At 64.2% G+C, this 22,885-nt stretch carries 17 protein-coding genes and 1 tRNA gene; 4 read left to right on the plus strand and 14 right to left on the minus strand.

Annotated elements, in window-relative coordinates; genetic code table 11:
* Positions 1–102: 102 nt before the first annotated feature.
* A complete protein-coding gene (locus tag RU01_RS02115) occupies positions 103–2,208 on the minus strand; it encodes a KAP family P-loop NTPase fold protein (RefSeq protein ID WP_197074652.1) in 2,106 nt (701 codons plus the stop codon).
* A gap of 666 nt (positions 2,209–2,874) precedes the next feature.
* On the opposite strand from RU01_RS02115, the gene RU01_RS23490 reads away from it, so the two are divergent.
* The 3 genes from RU01_RS23490 (at position 2,875) to RU01_RS02130 (ending at position 5,229) form a co-directional block, all read left to right on the plus strand.
* Entirely contained in the window at positions 2,875–3,111 is a 237-nt protein-coding gene (locus tag RU01_RS23490; protein ID WP_331386517.1) for a hypothetical protein, read from the plus strand.
* 565 nt (positions 3,112–3,676) lie between these two features.
* A complete protein-coding gene (locus RU01_RS02125) occupies positions 3,677–4,873 on the plus strand; it encodes a hypothetical protein (RefSeq protein WP_042572840.1) in 1,197 nt (398 codons plus the stop codon).
* The gene (locus RU01_RS02130) at positions 4,870–5,229 is read left to right on the plus strand and encodes a hypothetical protein (protein ID WP_197074653.1); all 360 of its coding nucleotides are present in this window, start codon (positions 4,870–4,872) and stop codon (positions 5,227–5,229) included. Before RU01_RS02125 ends, RU01_RS02130 begins: the two co-directional genes overlap by 4 nt.
* Positions 5,230–5,621: 392 nt before the next feature.
* Here RU01_RS02130 and RU01_RS02135 read toward each other — a convergent pair whose 3' ends face one another.
* The 10 genes from RU01_RS02135 to treS all read right to left on the minus strand — a co-directional run bounded on the left by RU01_RS02135 (position 5,622) and on the right by treS (position 17,332).
* Positions 5,622–7,718, minus strand: coding sequence for a TerD family protein (locus RU01_RS02135; RefSeq protein ID WP_042572896.1), 2,097 nt, complete (start codon positions 7,716–7,718; stop codon positions 5,622–5,624).
* Positions 7,719–7,811: 93 nt separating this feature from the next.
* A complete protein-coding gene (locus tag RU01_RS02140; protein WP_042572841.1) occupies positions 7,812–8,357 on the minus strand; it encodes a hypothetical protein in 546 nt (181 codons plus the stop codon).
* 4 nt (positions 8,358–8,361) lie between these two features.
* Positions 8,362–9,294: an SDR family NAD(P)-dependent oxidoreductase gene (locus RU01_RS02145; protein WP_042572842.1), complete on the minus strand. Its 933-nt coding sequence runs from the start codon at positions 9,292–9,294 to the stop codon at positions 8,362–8,364.
* 242 nt (positions 9,295–9,536) lie between these two features.
* Positions 9,537–10,601 (minus strand): YihY/virulence factor BrkB family protein, encoded by a 1,065-nt coding sequence (locus RU01_RS02150; protein ID WP_042572843.1) that lies wholly within the window; start codon positions 10,599–10,601, stop codon positions 9,537–9,539.
* A gap of 102 nt (positions 10,602–10,703) precedes the next feature.
* Positions 10,704–11,237: a GNAT family N-acetyltransferase gene (locus RU01_RS02155; RefSeq protein WP_197074654.1), complete on the minus strand. Its 534-nt coding sequence runs from the start codon at positions 11,235–11,237 to the stop codon at positions 10,704–10,706.
* Between the two features lie 2 nt (positions 11,238–11,239).
* On the minus strand, positions 11,240–11,866 hold the full coding sequence (locus tag RU01_RS02160) for a nucleotidyltransferase family protein (protein ID WP_042572845.1): 627 nt from the start codon (positions 11,864–11,866) through the stop codon (positions 11,240–11,242).
* Positions 11,867–11,893: 27 nt separating this feature from the next.
* On the minus strand, positions 11,894–12,928 hold the full coding sequence (locus RU01_RS02165; protein WP_042572846.1) for an NAD-dependent epimerase/dehydratase family protein: 1,035 nt from the start codon (positions 12,926–12,928) through the stop codon (positions 11,894–11,896).
* A gap of 42 nt (positions 12,929–12,970) precedes the next feature.
* Positions 12,971–14,068: a GGDEF domain-containing protein gene (locus tag RU01_RS21955; RefSeq protein ID WP_052493074.1), complete on the minus strand. Its 1,098-nt coding sequence runs from the start codon at positions 14,066–14,068 to the stop codon at positions 12,971–12,973.
* A gap of 98 nt (positions 14,069–14,166) precedes the next feature.
* Positions 14,167–15,111: a methionyl-tRNA formyltransferase gene (locus RU01_RS02175; RefSeq protein ID WP_042572847.1), complete on the minus strand. Its 945-nt coding sequence runs from the start codon at positions 15,109–15,111 to the stop codon at positions 14,167–14,169.
* Between the two features lie 37 nt (positions 15,112–15,148).
* Positions 15,149–17,332, minus strand: a complete 2,184-nt coding sequence (treS, locus tag RU01_RS02180; protein WP_042572898.1) for a maltose alpha-D-glucosyltransferase — start codon at positions 17,330–17,332, stop codon at positions 15,149–15,151.
* Positions 17,333–17,557: 225 nt separating this feature from the next.
* Here treS and RU01_RS02185 point away from each other — a divergent pair, with 225 nt between their 5' ends.
* Positions 17,558–18,334: a GAF and ANTAR domain-containing protein gene (locus RU01_RS02185; RefSeq protein WP_052493075.1), complete on the plus strand. Its 777-nt coding sequence runs from the start codon at positions 17,558–17,560 to the stop codon at positions 18,332–18,334.
* On the opposite strand, the gene RU01_RS02190 is transcribed toward RU01_RS02185, so the two are convergent.
* The 3 genes from RU01_RS02190 to RU01_RS02200 all read right to left on the minus strand — a co-directional run bounded on the left by RU01_RS02190 (position 18,331) and on the right by RU01_RS02200 (position 22,882).
* Positions 18,331–20,670, minus strand: a complete 2,340-nt coding sequence (locus tag RU01_RS02190; protein ID WP_197074655.1) for a sensor domain-containing protein — start codon at positions 20,668–20,670, stop codon at positions 18,331–18,333. The genes RU01_RS02185 and RU01_RS02190 overlap by 4 nt on opposite strands.
* Positions 20,671–20,934: 264 nt before the next feature.
* A tRNA-Ile gene (locus RU01_RS02195) sits at positions 20,935–21,008 on the minus strand.
* Positions 21,009–21,079: 71 nt separating this feature from the next.
* On the minus strand, positions 21,080–22,882 hold the full coding sequence (locus RU01_RS02200; RefSeq protein ID WP_231568562.1) for a putative bifunctional diguanylate cyclase/phosphodiesterase: 1,803 nt from the start codon (positions 22,880–22,882) through the stop codon (positions 21,080–21,082).
* Positions 22,883–22,885: the final 3 nt, after the last annotated feature.

The following is a 22,885-nucleotide window of genomic DNA, read 5'->3' on the forward strand; positions in this document are numbered from 1 at the left end:
TTCGGACCGTCCGCCTAAAATGTTTGATGGCCTGTGTGCCCCTCGGCTCCGGAGGCGCACACCGCGGGAATGGTCAGAGACCTCAGCAGAAGCGAAGACCGTTCACAGAGACTCAGACGCCAGACTGAAGTGGGCGATCTTTCGCTTCATCTCCGTAAAGTCATCGGACTGTTGGATATCGAGAGAGGCCATCGGCGAAACGGTCCAGCGATCACGAGGAACGAACTGTTCAAACTCATCGATATAGAAGTCTCCGGGTCGTCGCGATCCGCTTCGTTCGCTTGAGCCAACGAAGCGCGACGCTAGTTCTACGAGTTCCACCCCGCTATCGAGCATCTGCAGCATCTGTCGACTCACTCGGCTTCGGGTCTCGAAATCCAGAAACTGAGCCAACCCGAGCACGCCGATAGACCTGTCGACCGTCGACCCGGTCAAGTCGTCGATACATGCGTCGTACTGCCGCCTTCTGTGGTTCTCCAGCCAAACACTGTTCGGTGGTCTGTCTTCTCTGTTCTCATCGGTTGGGTACACGCCGGAGGAAGACAGGACGAAAGCCGTCCGCACCGGGCCGAAGCGGGACTCGAAGTCGTCCAACAACTGGCGCCCATCGGTGTCCGCCGACTTGGACATCGCCTGAAGAAGCAGCAGTCCCACCATGCGGGTGGTCTCGTAGTTGGGAGACGAGTGTTCGGGTTCTTCGATTAGTCGCTCGCACAGTGCTGTAGACGCGAGAGCGAACTGGCCAGCTGAAGCCGTTCGCAACGATTCGGGGTTGAGCAGGTACCGATTCGCCTTCTCGGCGGCGAGAGCCTTCCGCTCGTCGCTCAGTGCAGCGACGAGGTCAGATTGGGACAACAGCCGCCCGTCTTGAACGATGCCTTCGATTCCAGCGATCACATCACGATCGCTGATGTCACCCAAGGGAACAGTCAGATAGAAGTACCGGTCGAAATAGGTGGCATCCGAGACCCGCTTGGGTCGGTATCGAGCCCCGATCTGCCTGGCAATTCTGTGATCTGCTCGCGGGACACGTTCGAACATGTAGTGGAGGACGTTACGAAGTTCGGACTGCGTTCCCTCGCTAACTCCATCCGTCGACCGGTTGATCTCGGCCTGCCACTCGCTCTGCGGTCTTCCGGCACGTTCCAGTGCATAAGTCATACCCGTTCCGAGGAGCGAGCTCTTGCTGTCGAACACCGCACGATGGAGGGTGGGGTGCGTAAGCCGGATGTACGTGATCAACAGCATGTCGTAGAAGTCGACTTCACTCGGACCGACTGACAGCAGGGCTACCTCCAGTTGCTCGCACAACCGGTGGATTGATCGAAGTGTCGTCAGGTCGCTTCGAGGGATCAGACCTAACAGATCTGAGGCGCTTGATCTGCCCGCGTCGTTCTCCCGTGCCCACTCGTTCATATCGAGGCCGCAGCGATCAGCAACCGTCGCCAGTGAACTCGCGACTTCTCGTTCGCGATGAACCGGCTGCAGCGGTGGTGTGGCGAACGGATACTGGACGATCTTCTCCAGGTACTTCAGAGCCCGTTCAGAGCTTTGATTGGCCATGGGCGTCGACGCCAGAACGTCACACACGGTTCGCTCGTCGTACGCAAGCAGGTAGTGGATCCCTGGAAAGTTTCCCAACAGTCGAATTGTCTTGAACAGAGACATCAACTCGTCTACATGCAGTCGGTCAATGTCGTCGACGACCACAAGTATCTTGACCTCGGCCTTCCGCAAGTCCTCGGACAACCTTCGAAACTGCTTGTCGAACGGTTCCGGTCTCGACAGAAAATCTTCCGCCTGCTTTGCTGCTGCAGCGGCGGCCCCGCCCGCGACGGGGATCATCTCGGCGGCTGCCGATCCCACAGTCAAGATCCCCGCCATCGACTTGCGGACCTTGGTACGCAGTTTCGGTTTCATGGCCGCGCTGATCGTCGCGAAGAATTCTGCGATCAGCGTTCCCGGGTCGGACGCAGCCCATGGGGTGAAATGCTGGATACACCATGGATCGGCCAGAGACTCTTCGATCATCGCCAGGAGTGACGTCTTCCCTCCGCCCCACTCCCCGGTCAAGCCAAAAACGGTACTCGGGCCACTCGCTGCGCTAGAGATTTTGCCCGCAACACGTTCCGCAAACTGCGCTCGGCCCAGGCGGTCCTGCGACTTGGTTCGAATCGCGCTGTCATCGAATACGCCAGTCTCACTCACGGTTAGCAGTTGACCAGAACACTGCGCTCAGCGCTAACTCGATCGCGAAAACTACGCGCCGAGCAACCGTGTCGGACGGAACCGTCATGCTGACGGTCATGAGTATCGCGGCGCAACGTCAGGTCTGCAGTTCAGTGACGAAGCGGTCGAGCGACGCGTTCGGTTCTACGGCATACACGATTTGGCAACCGGGTGGCAGGTCCCTCGCGTCGCAGGGATTGCGGAGTTGTTCGATCCAAATGCATCCACGGTCAGCCTCGATTACGTTCTTGAGCTACACCACGTACAGCAGTACCTCGAACTGGGACTTCTTCCGACCTCCCTGTCCGACGAACAGCGCGCGCAACACTGTATTTTGTGTGCGCAGCTCATTCATGATGCGTACTCAGGCGCAGCAACTCAAGAATGGTCGACGAAGACAAGTCCACGGACACGGACACGGACACGGACACGGTGACCATCCTAGAGCGGTCCTTCACCCGCCCCGTTTTGCCGGTGAAGCACCACGTCGCGGGTGGAGGACGCAGTGGACCCGCGCTGCCGCGCTTGCCGGGAGAACGCGTGACGTGAGTGCAACGAATAGACAGCCTTCGAGCATTGTTCGCACAGGGCATCTTTTGCCGTGTCTTTCGCCCGGTATCGCACCGGTATGTCAGTGTCTCGGTCATGCCGAACGGAAGAAATGCCGACCCAAATGTCGTCGCCGCAAAACTTGCCCGTATCCGCGATCCGCATGTGGCACTTCTCAACGCCCTCGAGGACCGGATTGTCGACCACCAAGGTCTCCCGCACGGGATTGTTCCGTACGTCGACGACGACCAGGGAGGCATCGACGCCCGAATGCTGGTGCTTTCGGACAACCCGTCGACGAAAGCCGAGCCCGAACCGGATAAGGATTGTTGAAACTGGACGACGACGACCGGACAGCCCGCAACCGCCGCGAGGCGTGCGCCCGGCACGGGGTGTCCTCGAGGAACGCGGTGAGTTGGAATGTGGTGCCCTTTCCTGTGGCAGGAGTGCGCAAAGGCGGCTCGACCACTACCGACGGGGTTCGCGGTGTGCGGTGGACGGGAGAGTTCGTCCAACTTTGCCCGCGAGTTGAGATTGTGTTGCTGCTCGGTGCGTCGGCCCGCGACGGGTGGGACCGCGCAGGCGTCTCGGGTCAGTGATACTTGGTGCCAAGAAAGGTTCCGCATTTCTCCGCGCGGGGCCTCAATTCGCCCGGCGGACGGGAGCGATTCGAGGGCGCGATCGAGAAGGTCGCGGGCATGCTCCACTGACACCAAGGGCTCGCAATTTTTACGATTGAGCGACATATTCCGCGCCTTAGCCCACCGACTGTGCCGTGCGATGCCGGCTCACCCTCGTCCTCCCCGTGGGTTCCAGTACGCGCCGCGGACAACAGGTTCACGGTTCATACTGCTGACGGGACCGAGGTGCTCACCTGCGGTTGTTGTACCTTTCTGGCATGGCCAAATTTCCCAGAGTCCGAGAGCAACACGTCGCAGTCTTCGGCGAGAGCGGGTCGGGTAAGACCGTTCTGGTGTCGTCGTTTTTTGGGCCGACTCAGGAGGGGTCCTACGACAACGATCTCTGGGATCTTGTCGCCGACGACATCGGCAACGGGCACAGGCTTTACAAGAACTTCCTCCGCATGCGAGACCTTTCCGCAACGCCGCAGCCAGACCGATTCAAGGCGTCGACCTACTACTTCTCCGTCAAACTCAAGGGCGGCGACACCGACACCGCGAAGAAGCGGCCCTTCGATGTCCTGCGGCTCGCGTGGCACGACTACCCGGGCGAATGGTTCGAAGCCGAGCCCAGCAGTCCATTGGAGCGTGAGCGGCGCACCGACACCTTCCGTTCACTGCTGCGGTCCGACGTTGCCCTCCTGTTGGTCGACGGGCAGAAGTTGCTCGACCACCGAGGCGACGAGCAGCTATACTTGAAGTCGCTGATGTTCAGTTTCCGTCAGGGGCTGCTGAGCATGAAGGATGACCTGCTCGAGGACGGGCCCATCGTCGAGTTCCCCCGAGTATGGATTCTCGCGTTGTCGAAAGCCGACCTGTTCCCGGACTGGGACGTTGACACTTTCCGTGACCTTTTGATTCTCAATGCCGCCGAAGACATCGAACAGCTCCGATCGACCATCGCCGACTTCATCGACACCCCCGCCGCCTTGTCTATTGGCGATGACTTCCTGCTGCTTTCCTCCGCCAAGTTCGAGCGCGAGTCGACCAGTCCTCAGACCATCGACATCGATCTGACGCGGCGTATCGGCCTCGACCTTGTCCTTCCGGTGGCGTCCATTCTTCCGCTTCAACGCCGTGTGCAGTGGCAGGAAAAGCATGACATCCCTCTCAAAGTGCTCGATTCGCTTGCCGACGGCGCCGAGTTGTTGGCCGCGGCCCTGACCAATGAAAAGTTCGCAACGGTGGAGAAGATTCTGGCGAAGATGGTCAAGGCGAGCCCAGGCGGTAAGGGGAAGATCGCCGCCGCAGCACTGCCGTTCCTGGCTGACGCCGCGCGACTGGTGGGACCGAAGCTCAAAGAGATGAACGCACAAGCCCGCATGCAGCGTGACTACCTGAGAGCGGCGCTGACCCAGTTCAAACTCGACCTTGAGCAGGGCGTCGACGATAAGGTGATCAGGAACCCGAAGTGAGCATCAGTCCCGAACCCCCCAACATGATCTGGGCTACAAGGGGCCGTGATTGGGGTTTCCGATTTCTACTCGACGCGGGACTGAGCGATCCGCTTCCGAGCTACGAACGCGCTTTCGGCGACGTTGGGGATGCAACGACTGCGTGGCGCCGCGGCGACGGACACGTTGCGCTGCGCATCGAGGATCCGCTCGGGCGCCGGGACTCGGCGGGCCGGGTGATTCCCCACGAGTTTGTCATCTTCGGCGACCTCGCCGGGGTCGTCGACTCGGTAGGGGACGGTCTGCTCGAGGTGTGGCCGCTGGTGTCGGAGAGGTACTCGGGCATCTGGAATACTTCCAACCCGTTTATCGGCTGACAGCTCGCAAACCCATCAGGTCACGAGAACTCACCACAATTGCGTCGAAATGGCGGTGCACGAATGAAAGTTCGAGAGGGTGAGTTAGCACCGGTTACCACCACACACGGGTGCCGCAGAAGCAATGGTCCCAAGTGCCGCGAGCCGGCCTCGACGGCGGCGGAGTCCACGCTCGCGTTTCACCGACAAAGTCGCTGACGAGGGCACCAAGTGTGCGGGCGCATTGAGTGGGCACAGAGCGGCAAATTTTCGAGAACGTGAAGCGTGGTTCCGGCTGGCCGCCTACCTTTTGCGGGGACACTACGGTTCAGATCAAGCCACTCCCGAAGTCCGATCAATTGTTGCCGCAGATCAGAAGCCTCGTTCGATAGGTCGAGAACAGGTCGCCCACATCAAAGAGTTGCAGCCGCCCAGCTCTCCGGAGGATCGACCGGCTCTGGAGCCGCCGGCACCCACTCCCTGATTGTTTGCAGCACGTCGGTATAGAAGACGTCTACAGCAGCGGTGACGCTGGTGACGAACCCCGACGCGGTACCGGATCTCTTGCTTCCCATCGTGGTGATGCGAGTCAGTGAGAACTTCACGATGTGCCCCTGGCGACCCTCGGTGAGTGCTTTGGGGGTGGCGCGAACAGTCGCCAGAGTTTCGCAGGCCACCACGCCGTGTTCCGAGAACACAGCCTCTACGAGCAGATCCTCGGGCGCCGAACCGAGCTGCTTCATAATCCAGGACAGTCGCTTGGTTGTGGAACCCTCGTCAGGAGCGGTGACGGTCGTCTGGCAGGTGACTCGGTTTGCTCTGAGGTCGACACTGACATCCAGATCGCCCGCAGTTTCTGGAACGCGGAATGACGCGTCGAGAGTCCCCTCCGACGCCAGCTTGTCCACGAAGAACGCGGTCCTCTGAGTCGGATCATTCACCAGCCGTCGCGGTAGAACGTGGCGCACCGGCACGCCGAGTTCAGCGGTGAGTCGCTGGGAAAGGTACCGGGAGAGGCTCAGCCACTTGTCGGCAACGAACGACACTTTCTTGTCGCCGGCGCGCAACGTGCCGGCGGCAATGCTGTCCCGCACAGTGACCCAGTGCGGTCCCATGTCGACGAAGTCCGCCGCACCTGACCGTGGATGCGCGAGGTAGCGAACGAATTCCGTGAGAATCCACGCTTCGAGACCGTCCTCGATACCGCCGTGTGCCAACAGCATTCGCGCTTCGTGGACGACGTCTGTCCATGACAGATGTCGAAGGTCGACCTTGGCGAGCTTTCGTCTGTCGACCTCGACGGGAAGGTCCCCGACACCGGGTGGCACGTCGTTGGACAGGCTGACGACGACGTCGTACTTGTGGCGTCGGGCAACATCCAGGTAATTCTCGAGTTGGTCTCGGCGCAGTTCGCCGGTACCCGTCTTCACTTCGAGCAACGCCGTCCACATCTTGGACCCTCGGGCGACACGAAGGACGGCGTCCGGGATGACCTTGGTTTCGCCCTTCGTGTACGGGACTTCGACATAGCCTTCGAATCGGCCGGCCGGTGCGCCGACACGTCCGCTTATTGCGCGCGCGAAGGGTTTCACAGCCTGCATGGTGGCAATGAGTGCGGCGGTCGCACGGCGTTCCTGTTCGTCGCCGGAGCCGACCCCGACGACGGAGAACAGTCGAGCAGGCGCCCAATTGTCCCCGTCGGCTAATGCGAAGTTGAACGGTTTCGCCTTTTTGGGCGCTGCCTTCGTGGTGCGCACCCCGCGAGGCTTGGGGGGAGGCGCCAGCTGTGCAACGTTCTCCGATTCATCTACTACCGCAACCGACTCTGACGATGCGGCCGCCGTCGGCATGTCGCCGTCGCAGGTAGGCGGAGCGGAATCGTTGGAATCCGTGTCGAGGGTGGTATCGATACTGACCGAACCGTCAGCGTCAGCATCGACAACGGATTCAGCGACCGCATCCGAATCGGGCACATCGTCGTTCTCGACCGACACACCGAAATCGGTTGCCAGGCCTTCGAGGCCGCTGGTCCATCCCTGTCCGACCGCTCGCAGTTTCCATCGACCGGAGCGTTGGTACACCTCGCCGAATACGAAGGCGGTTTCCTCGCGCGCATCTGCCGTGACGTATTCGCCCAGCGTCATGCCCGCACCATCGATTACACGCAGGCTCAGCTTGCCGAGGTCACCGAAGGTCCGCCCGGTGACACTGCCTGCGAGCGCTACGGTCAGAACGCGCGGGTCGAGAAGTGCTAGGTCGATACTGATGCGTTCGCACAGGCCGTCCTCGGCGGCACTCCGTCCAAGGTGGCGGACGGCGCCATCCGAACTCTCAGGTTGGTTGTAGAACACGAAATCGGCGTCCGTGGACACCTTGCCCGACTCCACCAGCAGAAGCGCGGACGCGTCCACGTCACCCGTGTCGTCGACCCAGCTGATCAGGATGTCCACCCTCGAAACTGCCTCGGGGAGCTCGATGTTCTGGCCTTTGGACAGGAAACTGGACGTCATCGGTACCTTCGGATCGGCCGGCATCTCTTCGCGCACCGGTCGATCAGACCATACAAGCGGTTTTGTTGTGAAGCGTCTGAAATACCGCTGTGACTACGTTGCAGCGCGCCCCGCGGGCAGTGCCCCACGCAGAGCGGCCGCGAGCAACAGGGCACCCGACCCCACACCGGAAACGAGGTCGACCCACATCGCCTCGGCGCCACCGAAGGCGAGCGCCAGGCCGATGAGGCCGAGCGCTGTGAGCCCTCCACCCAACAGTAGGAAGAGGCGCACCCGCCACAGCCGTCCCAGCGCAAGAAAATGCACGCCGACCACGACGGCGACCCAGGCGACGCCCGCCTCGGGATGGTCCAAGGGGCCGGCGATGATCCTGACGCCCGCGAACAGGGCCACGACTTCGGCAGCGACGACGATCCAGTAGCCACGGCCGAACGGTTTCAACGACGGGGGCGTCGGATCGGCCGGCAACCGGACGAGTGCGGCGACGATCGCCACCACCGTGAGTGCCGTCGCGATCAGGAGAATCGCGCGGAGAGCGCCCGGCGACGACGCCGAATTGACGACGACGAAGACGGTGCCGAATACGCCGCCGATCACCGACCCGAGTTTTTGTGGGGGCAGGCGGCGGCGAGTCGTCATGGCCTCAGTGTGACGTGTTCACGGACCGTTCGGTCACTTTTGTGCGCTGGGGGACTGTTGTGGAGTGAAATACATTGCCCTCCGAATCGTCTTTTGGCTCGCGTGCGATGCCGAAACGCCACATCAGCGGCCCGACGAGGCGGTCGAACAACGCGGGAACGAGTGAGTACCCGGCGGAGGCGAACTTGTTCACCAGGCCGAAGACCGCGTCGGCATCGCGTTCGCGCTGCGGTCGCTTCACCACCGCGGCCACGGCGCGGGCGATGACCTCGGGCTGCGCGACGGGAGGCGGTGGTGAACCTGCTCGCCCGACTACCGTGGCCGCCTGCGAGTAGATCGGTGTGTCGACGGCGCCGGGTGCCACGCAACTGACGTGGACGCCCGGGTACTGCCGAACTTCCTGCTGCAGAACGCGAGTCAACCCGCGCAGACCCCACTTCGACGTGACGTAGGTGCCCATCCACGGGACGGCGATGCGGCCGAGCAAAGATCCGATGACGACGAGGTGACCGTGCTCTTGATCGCGGAACACCGTCAGTGTCGACCGGGCGACGTTCGCGGAACCGATGAGGTCGACGTCGACGGCATGGTCGAAGACCTCTGCCGGGGTATCGAGGAAGGTGCCGTAGGACATGACGGCGGCGGAATGGACGCAGACGTCCAGGCGACCGAACTGCTCGACGACTTCGGTGACCACCTTGGTCACGTCGTCGCCGCGCACGACGTCGACAGGCTTCACGGACACAGCCGCTGCACCTCGCTGGACACACTCGTCGGCGACTGTAGCCAGCGCGTCGCGGCCGCGAGCACACAGGACGATGGACCAGCCGCGTTCGGCGTAGAGGTGAGCGGTGGCGCGGCCGATGCCGCTGGATGCGCCGGTGATGAGGATGGTTCCGGCGGAACGATGGTCGGGGGACGTGTTCGACTGGGTCATAGAAACACCTCTGAGGTCGACGCGAATCCCACACAGGACCGCGTCAGTGGAGTCGTAGGTCGTAGACCTGACAAGGTGACGCCGGTTCTTGACGCCGTCGACGCCGGCCGAAGAAGCAACGGCGTCCGAACAGATGTACCCGGTATTCGGAGCCGGTCACGTGCCGAGATGCGACGAGGGGGATTCTTCTCGCGGTGCAATCTGTGCCGGGGGTGTGCACACCGGCTCAGAGCAGGACCACGTCAGCGGGGTGACGAGTCCTCGCCGTGCGACATGCGCAGCGCGCGGCCGCGTTCGATGTGCTCGCGATCGGTCTCCTCGTTCTTGTCCGACACGCGAGTGTCCCGAGGGGGCAGCTGCAGATGGTCCTCGGCCTCGATACCGGCTTGGAGCTGGCGGCCACGCTCGAGCTCCGAATCGAGCTCCGCGCCGAAGAGCAGAGCAAGGTTCGTGATCCAGAGCCACAGCAGGAAGATGATCACGCCGGCAAGTGAGCCGTACGTCTTGTTGTAACTGCTGAAGTTGGCGACGTAGAAGCCGAACAGAACCGAGGCGAGGATCCACACGACGATCGCCATCCCGGCACCGGTGCTCACCCAGCGGAACTTCGGTTGCTTGATGTTGGGTGTGGCGTAATAGAGGATCGCCACGGCAAGGATTATCAGCACGAGGACGACCGGCCACCGCGCGATGTTCCACACCGTCAATGCAGTGTCGCCGAGGCCTATCGCGTCGCCTACCGCCTTCGCGATGGGGCCGCTCACCGCCAGCATGAGACCTGCGGTCGCCAGGCAGATCAGCCCGATCAGCGTCACGAGCAGCATGACCGGCCGCAACTTCCAGATCGGCCGACCTTCCTCCACCTCGTACATCCGGTTCATCGCTCGGCCGAACGCGCCGACGTATCCGGACGCCGACCACAGTGCGCCGGCGAGACCGATGACGAGTGCGAGACCGGCGGTCGGAGCCTGCACCAATTGTTCGACCGGTCCGCGCAGGGTGTCCACCGCGGACGACGGCCCGAGGTCGGAGACGATGTCGAGCACCGAGTTCACGGTCTTTTCGCCCTGCCCGAACACGCCGAGAAGAGACACTATGGCGAGGAGTGCGGGGAACAGTGACAACACCGCGTAGTACGTGAGGGCGGCAGCCAGATCGGTGCACTGGTCCTTCGAGAACTCCCGTGCCGTCTTCCGGAGGACGTAGAAGAACGACGGCTTCGTCAGGTCGGTGGGGGACTCGGGCTTGCGGGGGTCGTCGGGATCCGCGTGAGCCGTATCATCACCAGTACGTGGCTGTTGGGTCATGGCCTCTCGGCTACCCGTCGTGCCATTCCACAAACCGCTGCGCGAGGAGTGTGCTGGGCTGACGTCGAACAGAACATCCTGGTGACGGAGATGTACAGCTCGTCAGACTTCCATCTCGTAGATGATTTCCAGCCCGTCCTCGTCGTCCCATTGCTCGCCCACCGCAACGAATGCAAAGCGACCGATCAGGCCCAGTGATGGCGCGTTGGTCGGGCTGATGGTGGCGCGAACCGTATGTACATCCTGATGGCGCCGGGCAACGGCGAGAAGAGTCTCGACGGACCGTAGTGCCCAACCCTGTCGGCGCATTTCTGGGTCGACTCGATACCCGATCTCGACCATTCCCGTCTCGTCGGGGGCACTGTGGAAGCCGGCTGCACCCAGTGGTCGAGCGACGCCTGGATGGACCATCACCCTCGTGATCCACGGTGCATCCGTGGGGGTTTCGATGATCTGCTTGCTCCGTCGCTGCCACAGGCCGATGCATTCGTGCCCCGCCAAGTACGGCGAGGCGTACCCCGATGTGAGCGCGGCCGAACTGCCGGCGGCGAGAGCGTGAATGACGGTCGAGGGTACGACGTCGAGGTGCAGTCGCGACTCCGTGGGCTGAGGGTGACACCACGGGGTGCTTGCCATCGTCATTCTCGCGGGCCCGCCTCCACAGGTGGAATCGACATCGACTCTGACGGCGGTGTCAGGGGCCAGGGGAGCACTGTGAGGTGCGGCCACACCGACACCCATCGAGCCGCTTTGGCCTCGTAGACGTGGCGCATCGGCACCCGCGGATTCGGTCTGATCACACCGGCGAAGACATCGTCGAAACCGTGCGGGGCGTACACCTGACGTGCTCCTGCCGAGTTGATCCTGATCCCGAAACAGCACGTGGTGGAGACGAAATGGTCGATGGCATCTTCGCTGCTCGTGAAGGGCCGAATCGCCGAGCCGAAGTGCTCCTCGTACCAGAGGTGGACACGCGCCTGGTTGCGCACTTCGACATCGACCCCCAGGTCGTCGAACAGCGTGGCGGCGCGGCGAATGACTCGGTCCTCGGCCTCGTAGGACAGGTCCGAATCGTCGAAATAGAAGAAGTCGTAATCACGAATGCCCGTGTGCGGGGCGTTGCCGGCGACCTGATTCCACACCGTCTGGAAGAGTCCGCCGGCGGTGAGGTACCAATCCGGTAGCTCGAGACGTCGCGCGCGATCGAGAATGTCCGTCACAACGGGGTTGGTGTCCACGGCCGCGAGAAAGTGGCGTTCGTTCACCGAGAAATCGTAGGGGGTCGGGCTCGGTCAGGCGGAGAGCGGCGGGGTGGGGGCGTCGGCGACCTCGTGAACTCCGCGGACGAACTCGGCGAGAGCGTCCCGAGCGGTGTACCGCGGGGTCCAGTCCAGCTCGTCGTGTGCCCGCGAGGAGTCCATGATCGGGAGGCGCAGAACGGCATCGAACAGGCCGGGGTCCGTGGGGACGACGCGGGCGGTGAACAGCGCATCGAGCGCTGTGCGGACGGCGAAGGTCGGGACGGGTACCAGCTTGGCGTTCAGGACGTCGGCGAAGGTCTCCGGCGTGATGACGGGTTCGGCCGCCAGGTTGAACGGCCCCGATACCTCCCGCACCGCTGCTTCGGCGAAAGCCTGTCCGACGTCGTGCGAGTGAACACCCTGGAACACCAGGTTCCGGATGTTCGGGAAGATCGGCACCAGGGACGGTCGAACCAGCCGGGCCGGAACGAACGGGCCGCCGAAGAGGCGGCGTTGCTCTGTGGACGCCGACGCCTCGAAGACGAAGGCAGGGCGCATGCGAACCACGCGCATATCCGGATTCTGCGTCTCGACGCGATCGAGAACCCGTTCGAGGTAGGACTTCTCACGCGTGTACGCCGCGCCCTGCCATCCGTGTGTCGGCCAATCCTCGGTGACCCGAGTGTCTTTCGGGCCAGGGGTGTACGCACCCACCGACGACGCGTGCACCAGAGCGCCGACACCCGCGGCGGCCGCGGCATCGAACACGTTCATCGCGCCGACGACGTTGACGTCCCACGTGTGGATCGGGTTCCGGGACGGCTGGAACTGCCACGCCAGGTGGACGACGACATCCGCACCGTCGAAGATCGAAGTCAGATCGTCGCGCGCGATGTCCGCCTCGACGAACGTGGTGCGCGGCGGATTCCAGGCCGGTGTGCCGTTCGTCGTGTGCGGTGCACGGCGAGCGATGGCGCGGATCGCGACCACTCGATCATCGGCGGCCAACGCATCCACCACCGAGGTACCGAGATTTCCTGTCGCTCCGGTCACGGCCACTGTGAGGCCACTGCGCTGTTCACCCATGCCTGAGCGGTACCCGTCACCCGCACAGCCAAACGGGACGTGTCAGCGTCGAGCCTTCTCCCGGTACATCGCATTGTCGGCCCGACGGATGAGAAGGTCCAGGTCAGGGGCGTCCGGGCCCGGAGTCCACACCGCGACGCCGATGCTGACGGATACCGCCGCTGTCGACGACTCTGCCTGCGCGACCATTCCCAGATCGACAGCGTCCGCGCGGTCGGCGCCGGGAAGGACGACGACGAACTCGTCGCCTCCCACCCGAGCGATGACGTCCTGGCCTCGGAACGACTCGGTGAGCGCGTCGGCAAGTCGAACCAGTGCAGCGTCACCCGCGTCGTGACCGGACAGGTCGTTCATCTCCTTGAGTCCGTCGACATCGAGGTAGAGAACACTGACCGGGAGTGCATGCTCCCGACACGAGTCCAAATCGACCGCCGCACGGCGGGTCAGACCCCGACGGTTGAGCAGTCCGGTCAACTCGTCCACGTGCGACAGGGAATCGGCGGCGGCCCGCGCCTCGTCGACCAGGCGATACTTCTCGGACAACAGGTCGATGGTTTTCATTCGAAAGAAGTGGATGACGGCCACGACGAGAACGGTGCGGACGATCGACACCGCGAACGTTTCCACGCTCACGTCCGTGCCGTGTACCACGGCCAACGCGATCCACGCCGAGACGGCTGCGGTGGTGAATACGACGATGTGCGTCCGACGCTGTAGAACGCCGGCGAAGGCCACGATGGCCAGGACGAGACCGAATGCGGGATACGCCGACCCGGCGCTCGCGTATCCGAGAACCGGGCTGGCGACGATCATGATCGCGGACACCAATGTCACGGTGTCTGTGTGGCGGTAGAACAGGCCCGCCCTCGCCGTGTGGAGCGCACACCACGTTGCCGCCGATACTGCAGCTACTCCGAAGGTGTAGGTCTTGGACCACCATGTGAAGTCGTAGTCGCCGGCCGACACCATCCACACGAAGACCGTTCCGAAGAGCACCGTGCACAGGGCCGAGATCGTGGCAAGCCCCTGGACGATGACGAGGTCCGACCGGACAGGGTCACCGTCGTGTGCTGTCGACCGCCATACCTCGCGGGAGTGGTGCGCACGGTCCGACCACGATCGAACTCCGATGCTTCTCACACTCTCGACCGTCCTCGTGACCAGCCCCCGAAGCCTGCTGTACGAGGAACTTACGCGACGCGATCACCGCGCGGAGCATATCGACAGGACGGCCGGCGTCAGGGGGCGTCGGTGAGGTATCCGCCGCCGTGCGGGAAGAATTCCACGGCCGGAACATCGCGGCCGTCGTCGGTCCTGACGACGTCCACGACCAGGGCGTGATTGCGTCCGAGATGAGCGTTCGGGCCGGCGACGATCGCCATGCCGTCGCCCTCGTGAATGAAGATCCGGCCCGGCGTTCCGCCGTAGATGCCCTCGGAGACATGAGCCTTCACGATGCTGATCCGTCGACCCCGGTGGTGCGTCCACGCCGACGGGTACGGGTCCGACTGCGCCCGGACAAGTCGGTCGATGTCGTCCGCGGGCCACCTCCAGTCGATGCGACTGTCGATGTCGGCGCGCTTGTGAAAGAACGTGCGCTGGGCCAGGTCCTGCGGGGTCCACGACGCAGTGCCGTCGGCGATCGCGTCCAGGGCCTCGGTGAGCACCTCGGGAATGAGGTCGATCGTGGCCTGCACCAACTGCGTCGCGGTGTCGCGGGGCCCGATGGGAACGGCCCTCTGCACGACGACATCGCCGGTGTCCAGTTCGTCATCCATGCGGTGCGCCGTGAGACCGGTTTCCGACGCGCCGCTGATGAGCGACCAGATGACGGGTGAGAAGCCGGTGAAGCGCGGCAACATCGAGTCGTGCAGGTTGAGCGTTCCGTGCGTCGGCAGGTCGTAGATGTCGCGCGGGAGCTTGGTGCGCCAGTTGTTGGCGACGATGATGTCCGGCTGCGACTCGGCGACAGCTGCCCTCATGGCGTCGTCGGGTCGGAGCGCGAGGTGAACCGGGATGTCGTGCTTCCGCGCCAGCTCTTCCACCGAGTCGGACCAGATCGACTCGTAGGAATGCTCACTGGGCGGGTGGGTCACGACGAGAACGACCTCGTGCTCCGACTCGACGATGCTCTGCAGAGTCTTGTGTCCCCAGGTCTGATAACCGAACATAGCCACGCGCATGCTGGTTAGCCTAACCTTGCTCGCGGCGTCCGTGGTGTCAGCCCCTGAGGACCACCGGAACACCCTGGTAGGGGTGCAGTGTCATCGGGAAGCTGCCCAACTCGTCCACGACGGCGATGTCTTGATCGGTGAACAGGTCGACCACCGTGGCGCCACCCGTCAAGTGCTTGGACTGCACCGTCGCGTTGATCTCGTCGCCGGTGAAGTTGAGCACCGTCGCCGAGATGGTGCCGTTGCCCAGCTGATGCACCAGCACCAGAAGCCCCTTGTGGGACACCGACGGAACATCGAGCTGGGTTGCCGTTGCGATGCCGTACCGCTTGCGCACGTCCAGGATCCGCGCGAGCTGCCGCGCGAACGACGACGAGTCCTTCATCTGTTCGGGCAGCGATCCGTACAGGCTCCGGCCCCGAGGGATTCCGGAGTCCGATCGCGTGGCATCGGGTGAGCTGTTCATCAGGTCGTGCGCACCACGGTTGATCCAGCGCGTGTCGCCCTCGCGAATCAGATCGGCGACTTCTTCTGCCGGGACCGGGAGGATTCCGGTGAGGTCCCATCCGGACAGTGCGAAGACGCCCGGCTGCAGCGCGTTGTACATCGCCAGCATCAGGTGAGCCCGTTTGACGGTCTCGATGTCGGTCTCGTCCATCCGGTCGAGATCGCGGATACCGAGCGACGCCGTGATGACCGACGCTGTGGTGCAGGCGATCCCGTTGTTGGTGAACGTGCGGTTGTACGGAGCCCAGCGTCCGGTCAGCCGCTCGCACAACTCCGCGCGGATCTGGTCGCCCAGATCGCTACCCTTGATCACGTCGCCGCCGTAGGAGAACTCGTCCTCGCGGTGAAGGGTGGCGAAGTGCACGAGTTCGAACGTCATCTCGTCGTGGTTCTGCAGAGCGTGCACCAACGACGCTGTGTCGACGCCGTGATCCCGCGCGAGGTTCATCGTCAGTCGGAGGAACTCCGTGTTCCCCATGACGAGCGCGTGGTGGTACGCGGGCCGGTTGATGAAGTCGTACGACAGATCCGCGCCGCTGCTTCCCATCGCCTTGATGTCGTCGATGGTCAGGTTCAGCTCCTGGAAGGTGAACCCACCCATCTTGCGCACGATGCTCGAGATGAGGTGGTTCGCTGCCTCCGACAGGGGATGCCCCTCGGACCATCCAGGGCCTTCGGTGCGGCGTTCCACACCGAGGAAACCGTTGGCGTCCAGGCGAAGTGCGCCCGCGCCGAGGTCGGCGATGGAGTGGCACGCATCGCCGATGACGAGGCGCATGCCGGCGAACGAGGGATCCAGCCAGTTGATGGACGGCTGCCCTGCCTTGAAGTAGTGCAGGTAGACCCAGCGGCGTTCGACGCCGTCGACACCGCGGATGACGGGCGTCGCACTCCAGTTGGTCTCCTTGACACCCATCTCGTAGAAGATGACTCGCTGCAGCTGCCCGACGATGTATCCGGCGCGCGCGAGATTGGCCTCCGCTTCGGCGTCGATGTTGACAGAGTCCTGCCCTGCGCGGACGCGGGGGAGCAGATGCCAGTCCTGCTGCTCGATCTCCACCATGTGGTAGATGCCGGGGTAGTCGGAGACGTTCATCTCGGCGAGCCGGAAGTCGGCGCCCTTGCCGGTGTGACCCGGAACGATGTCGTCGATCACGATGCCCTCGTACGCCGAGGCGACGACGCACAGCCGGCGGAACTCCTCCTCGGAGCCGAAGGCCGGATCGATCTGCATGCTGACGCGGTCGAAGTGGCCGTCCACGGACGGAGTGGCATGCCAGCCGTGCAGGCCGCCGGCTTCTTTGACGGGGCCCGTGTGCACTGCGGTGATACCGATGTCGGAGAACACCTGCCACAGGTCCTCGTCCCCGAGCGTTCCGAGGAAGCTCTGGCCGGGCGCGGCGATCAACGAGATCGGATAGGCCGTGAACCAGACGGGCGCACGCTCGACGGCGGCGCGCGGGTTCGGGTCGGCATACGGGTTCTGCCACATGCTGCCCTTGCCGGACAGCTGCTCGGCGATGAGTTTCGCGTCCTGGAGCATCGAGCGCTCGACGAGCCACGAGACGTACTCCGGGTTGGAGGCGTCGGCATCACCGTGCGGCAGTTCGGTCGCGGATCGATAGGCGCGACGAACCGACGGCTTCAGCGGCCTGGGTCGGGCCGGGTAGAAGCTCTCGTCGTAGGTGATCTCGCTGGGTTCGTGCTGGACTTCCGGATCCACAGTTCCTCCGTTGTGACAGGACGCGCGGACATGTCTGATCGGGACGCTCCCGTCGCGCGCACGAGTGTCGAGCGATGCCTGCACGCCGTCCGGGGAACTACCCGAGGGTCGACGGATCGAAACGTCTCCACGAATCGCCGACCGCGCTCGTCAGCCTACGCACGACGGGGGCGGTTTCGCCGGACACGGGCGTGCAGTGGAGCCACCATGTGATCGAATGGAGGTATGGACAGCGACGGTCGGGCCGAGGGTGGTCTGACGCCTGCGCGTCTGGGGGAGATCGTGGGCTCGCTCGGACGCCGGTTGGAAGATTCGGACCAGCTCGGTGAGCTGCTGCAACGGTCGGTGGACGTCGCACACGACGTCATCGGTGGGGCCGACAGTTGCGGCGTGACAATCGATTACGCGGGAGCCACCTACACGGCCTGCTACACCGACAGTACGACCCTTTCCGTGGACCAGGCGCAGTACGAGACCGGGGAAGGTCCGTGCCTCGAAGCGTCCCGGACGGGGCAGACCATCGTGGTCGATCTGAACAGCACCGAGCAGCGGTGGCCGGCGTTCGCCGAGGCAGCGCGGGCGGAGGGTGTGCGCTCGTTCCTCGCCTCACCCATCAGGACGCTGGACGGCATCATCGGCTCCTTCAACCTCTACGGGTCGGCCAGCGACGCTTTCGACGGCATGGACGCGGACATCCTGGACACGCTGACCACCGCGGTGGGACGCGCGGTCGGGGAGCATGCGCGATACAGTGACGCCGAGTCGACCGTCCGTGACCTGCGTAGCGCCATGGCTCAGCGTGCACCGATCGAGCAGGCCAAGGGAATCCTGATGGCCATGCGCGGGATAGACGCGGACTCTGCCTTCGCCGTGCTGTCCGACGACGCCCAGCGCCGCAACATGCGTGTTCGCGACGTCGCCCGTGAGTTCGTCGAGAGCGCGACGAAACGCAACGACGCCACTCCCTCGACGGACAGCGGCGCGGCCGAACAGGGTCGCTAGCCTGCTCGACGCTCCAACAGCATCGTCGTCATCTCCGACGCGCTGGCGGGGTGCGCCAGCCAGAACCCCTGGGCCAGGTCGCATCCGCTGTCACGGAGTCGGTCGAGCTGGACCTGGGTCTCCACACCTTCGCCCACGACCGCGACGTCGAACGCGTGGGCCAGCGACACGATGGCGGTGACGATGGCTTCGGATTGCTTCCCCGGCATCGCCTGGATGTAGGTCTGGTCGATCTTGAACGCCTCGATGACCGGGTACCGGCTCAGGTAGGTGACGGAGCTGTGGCCGCTCCCCAGATCGTCGAGGAGGATCGACACGCCCATGGCGTGCAACTCGGTCAGCGCGTCACGCACCTGCGCAGTGTCGGCCAACCACACCGTCTCGGTGATCTCGAGGCCCAGCCGTCCGACGGGCAATCCGGAGCTGGACAGGATGCGCGCCACACTGTCCACGAACCCGGGCTGACGCAACTGCAGCGCACTGACGTTCACCCGCACGCCGACGTCGGAGATGGCTTGCCACTCGGCAGCCTGGACGCAGGCGGTGTGCAGAGCCCACAGGCCGAGGCTGTTGATCTGACCGGTGCGCTCGGCTATACGGACGAACGTCTCGGGACTGACCGAGCCGAGTGTGGGGTGCTGCCACCGCGCCAGGGCTTCGACCGCCGTGATGCGACCGGAGGCGATGTCGAAGATCGGCTGGTACGCGAGGGTGAGGATCTGGCTGTCCAGCGCGGTCCGCAGATCGGCCGACAGAGCCAGCTGATGCCGACGGTGCTCGCGATCGTCCGTGTCGAAGAGCGCGGAGTTTCCGCGGCCGGTGTCCTTGGCCCGGTACATCGCGACATCCGCGCGGCGGATGAGCTCGTTGCCCAGGACATCTCCGTCGGCGAGTGCGACGCCGATGCTGGCGGTGATACGCAGCTCGTTGTTGTCGACGACGATGGGCGCGCGTACCGCATCCGCGTAGAGCTGCGCCACGGTCAACGACTCCTCGGCGTCGGCGATGTTCTCGCAGACGGCCACGAACTCGTCGCCACCGAGCCGGGCGACGGTGTCCCCGGGACGCGATGCGCGGGTCAGTCGGTTACCGATCGCGATGAGCGTCGAATCACCGGCCTCGTGACCCAGACCGTCGTTGATGGACTTGAAGTCGTCGAGATCGATCAGCATGACGGCCGTCGTCGTCGACTTGCTGAGTCCGCGATCGATCGCGGAATCGATGCGGTCGTAGGCCAGCGCACGGTTGGGAAGCCCCGTCAGCGGGTCGCGAAGGCTGCGATAGCGCAGTTCGCTCTCTACGCCGACACGTTGGACGGCTGCGGACACCACGTCGGACACCGTGTCCAGGGCGGAGGTGTCGAGCATCGGGTTGTCCATCTGCGAGATGTCCCGGGGTGCGATGTGGAGAGGAACGGTCTCGACGACACCGTCGATCGACGTGCCGTCCGACGCACCGAGGTAGCGGGAATCGACGCCGAGGACCGTCAGCACACCCCACGGGTGGCCGGTGCCGTCGATGGGCACGGCGACCGCGTTACCGATGCCGGCTGCGATCAGGGGGGAGACGTCGAAACGCTCGTCGTCCGGTTGACCGGTCCACACGACACGGGCAGCGGAACGGATCGCGAGTGCCATGACGGACGCCGGGCCCGGTGAGAACAGATCCGCGTCCGCACCGTCTCCGGTAGTCGCCACCGTCTCGAGCGTCGCGGGCGCATCGTGAGCGCGGGTGATGATCACGCAGCGAGCGCCGAACAGAGTCGCCAGCGAGTCGGTCGCGGACGACAGCAGCTCGTCCAAACGCCCACGCAATGCGAGGCGGGACAGCTCCGCGACGACGCGCTGCTCCGCAGCTCTGAAGGTGGACGCGTCCAGAGCCTTCTGCAGGTGATGATCGTCGACGGTCGGGCTCGCCACATCGCGGTGGATGGTGACAACGAGCGAGGAGTCCTCGTCGTGACCGCGGACGGCAAAGGCTGAGGTCGACACGGCCACCCTCTCTCCCAAGGAAGTTCGCAATTCTGTTCTGCCCGTCCACGTTCCGTGGTTGCGCACTGTTGTCAAGATGTGGCGTGTCGACAGAGACGGCGCAGTATCGACAGGGACGAGGACAGATTCCAGCGTGGGGCCGCCGGATGCTCCCGGCAGTCCGGCGCCGATACCCAGCGTCGTGACGGCGTGGGGGTTGGCGTGAACGACGGTTCCGTCCCGGTCGGCGACAAGGACGACGTCGGGCGATCTGTCGAAGATCGCTGCCAGCGTCGACCAGGAGTAGCCGTCTGCCGATCCCAGCGCGGTGAGCGGCGGGATCGATGCGTCCTCTGCGGGTGTCATCGTCGTTCCTTCGGCTCCGCCGTCGGTCCTGCCCTTCGTCGTGTCGGTCGAGACTGCTGTCCCGAGAGCCGCCGGCTCCCCGTCACCGATGACGAACATCGGCGCCGAACAGACGGGTAGCCCTGTCGATCGTTCCAAAACAAACCTATAGTTCAGAAGATAGCAGACGAACAGTCCGATAGACCGGTGAGACGCGTCGCACTGTAGAACCCGGACAGGTTGTTCATGAGGGGCGCGCTTACGCCGCATGCGTGGCGGCAGAAGTGGGGCGGGTGGGGCTCGAACCCACGACCAATGGATTATGAGTCCACGGCTCTAACCGACTGAGCTACCGCCCCCGGCAGCGCTGTTGCGCGCGGCACACGTTACCTGGGCCGCTCGGCTGTCCCGGCGGGTGGCCCGGGAGCCGTCACGACGAGGGTGAGAGAGTCCCGGCGCGCAGCATTCCCAGGACGACGTCGGACGGCTGCGGTCGCGCGTACAGGTAGCCCTGGGCTCTGGTGCACCCGAGCTCGACCAGCACGGCACGGGCATCGATGTCCTCGAGACCTTCTGCGATGAGATCAAGGTCGTAGGCACGGGCCAGCGTCGTGACGGCCTCGACGATCGCCCGATCGTCCTGGCTGGTAGCGAGGTGGGTGACGAACTCGCGGTCGATCTTCACCGCGTCCACCGGGAGCGTTTTCAGGTGGGACAGGGAGCTGTATCCCGTCCCGAAGTCGTCGATCGCGACGCGGACACCCAGTGCGCGGACATCTTTCAACGCGCGGGCCGCCAACAGGACGTCGTGCACCACGGCGACCTCGGTGATCTCGATGCACAGGCGGTGAGGGTCGATCGAGTGGGCCGCGAGCACGTCCTGCACGGTTCGGACGAAGTCGATCGACACCAACTGCGCCGGCGAGACGTTGACGCGGAGGGTGATGTCCAGCGCGCCCAGCGTGCGGTGCCAGGACGCGTACGTCCGGCACGCCTCGTTCAGTACCCACCGACCCAGATCGGTCGCAAGGTTGACCGCTTCGGCGATGGCGACGAATTCCACCGGCGGCAACATGCCCCTGGTCGGATGTTGCCAGCGCACCAGAGCTTCGACGGCGGTGATCCGGTCGTTCGTCAGGTCGATCTCGGGTTGGAAGTGCAGGAGCAGCGACTCGCCCTCGATGGCTGCGCGCAGGTGGAGTTCGATGTCGTTCTGCAGTTCGTTGCGGGCACGGATCTCGTCGGTGAAGAGCGATACCGTGTTACCGCCGGCCGTCTTCGCGGCCAGCGCTGCCTGATCGGCGTCGGCGATCACCGAGTCGACCGTGCTGGTGCCCGGAACGGCCAGTGCGACGCCGATACTCGCTGTGCGCGAGATGTACTCGCCGGCCATGTCGACGCGCGCTGTCACGACGGTGAGGATGCGGCACGCCTCGGCATAGGCGTCGTCCTCGGTGATCGGTGCGGGGAGTACGACCACGAATTCGTCGCCACCCCATCTGGCCAGCAACGTCTCGGAGTCCGAATTGTCCTGCAGCCGTGATCCGATGGTGCGCAGGAACGAGTCGCCCGCCGAGTGGCCGAGGAAGTCGTTGAGTGCCTTGAGCCGGTCCAGGTCGAAGTAGAGGACCGCGAACGGTTCACCGCCCGCATCCAGGCGGGAGCCGAGGTGATCGGAGACGCCCCGCCGGTTCAACAATCCGGTGAGCGCGTCGTGCGTGGCCGCCCATCGAAGATGTTCTTCGGCGTGAATGCGCGCCTGGACCTGGGCGAACAGCGTGGCGACCGATTTGAGAGTGTCGACCTCGTCGTCCGACCATTCGCGGTCGCCCGACGCCACGAGGCCGAGGACGCCGGTCGTCTGGTCCCGCGACAACAGCGGAACCGTCGCCATCGAGATGGTCTGGTAGCCGGATGCGCTCTCGACCAGCCGGCGGTACTGCTCCATCGCCGGGTCGGGACGGAACAACAGCGGCTCGACCAGGAACTCCGCCGCCGCGAAGACCGGGTCGGCATCCGCGAAGAAGACGGTGCCCAGAGGATCTGGCTGGGGAACGTCGAGGCGCTCCGGCCACTCCGCGACCATGACGGTGGCGCGTAGATCCGGGTCGTGATGACGGAGATACGCGGCATCGGCGTCGAAGTACCCGACAAGGTCCTCCAGGACGTCCCGGTAGCCGCCGCCCACGGTCATCGAATCGACGCCGATCAGATGTGTCGCAACCTGAGTCACGAG

This window comes from Rhodococcus sp. MEB064, from assembly GCF_000834565.1.
Classification (GTDB): Bacteria; Actinomycetota; Actinomycetes; order Mycobacteriales; family Mycobacteriaceae; genus Rhodococcoides.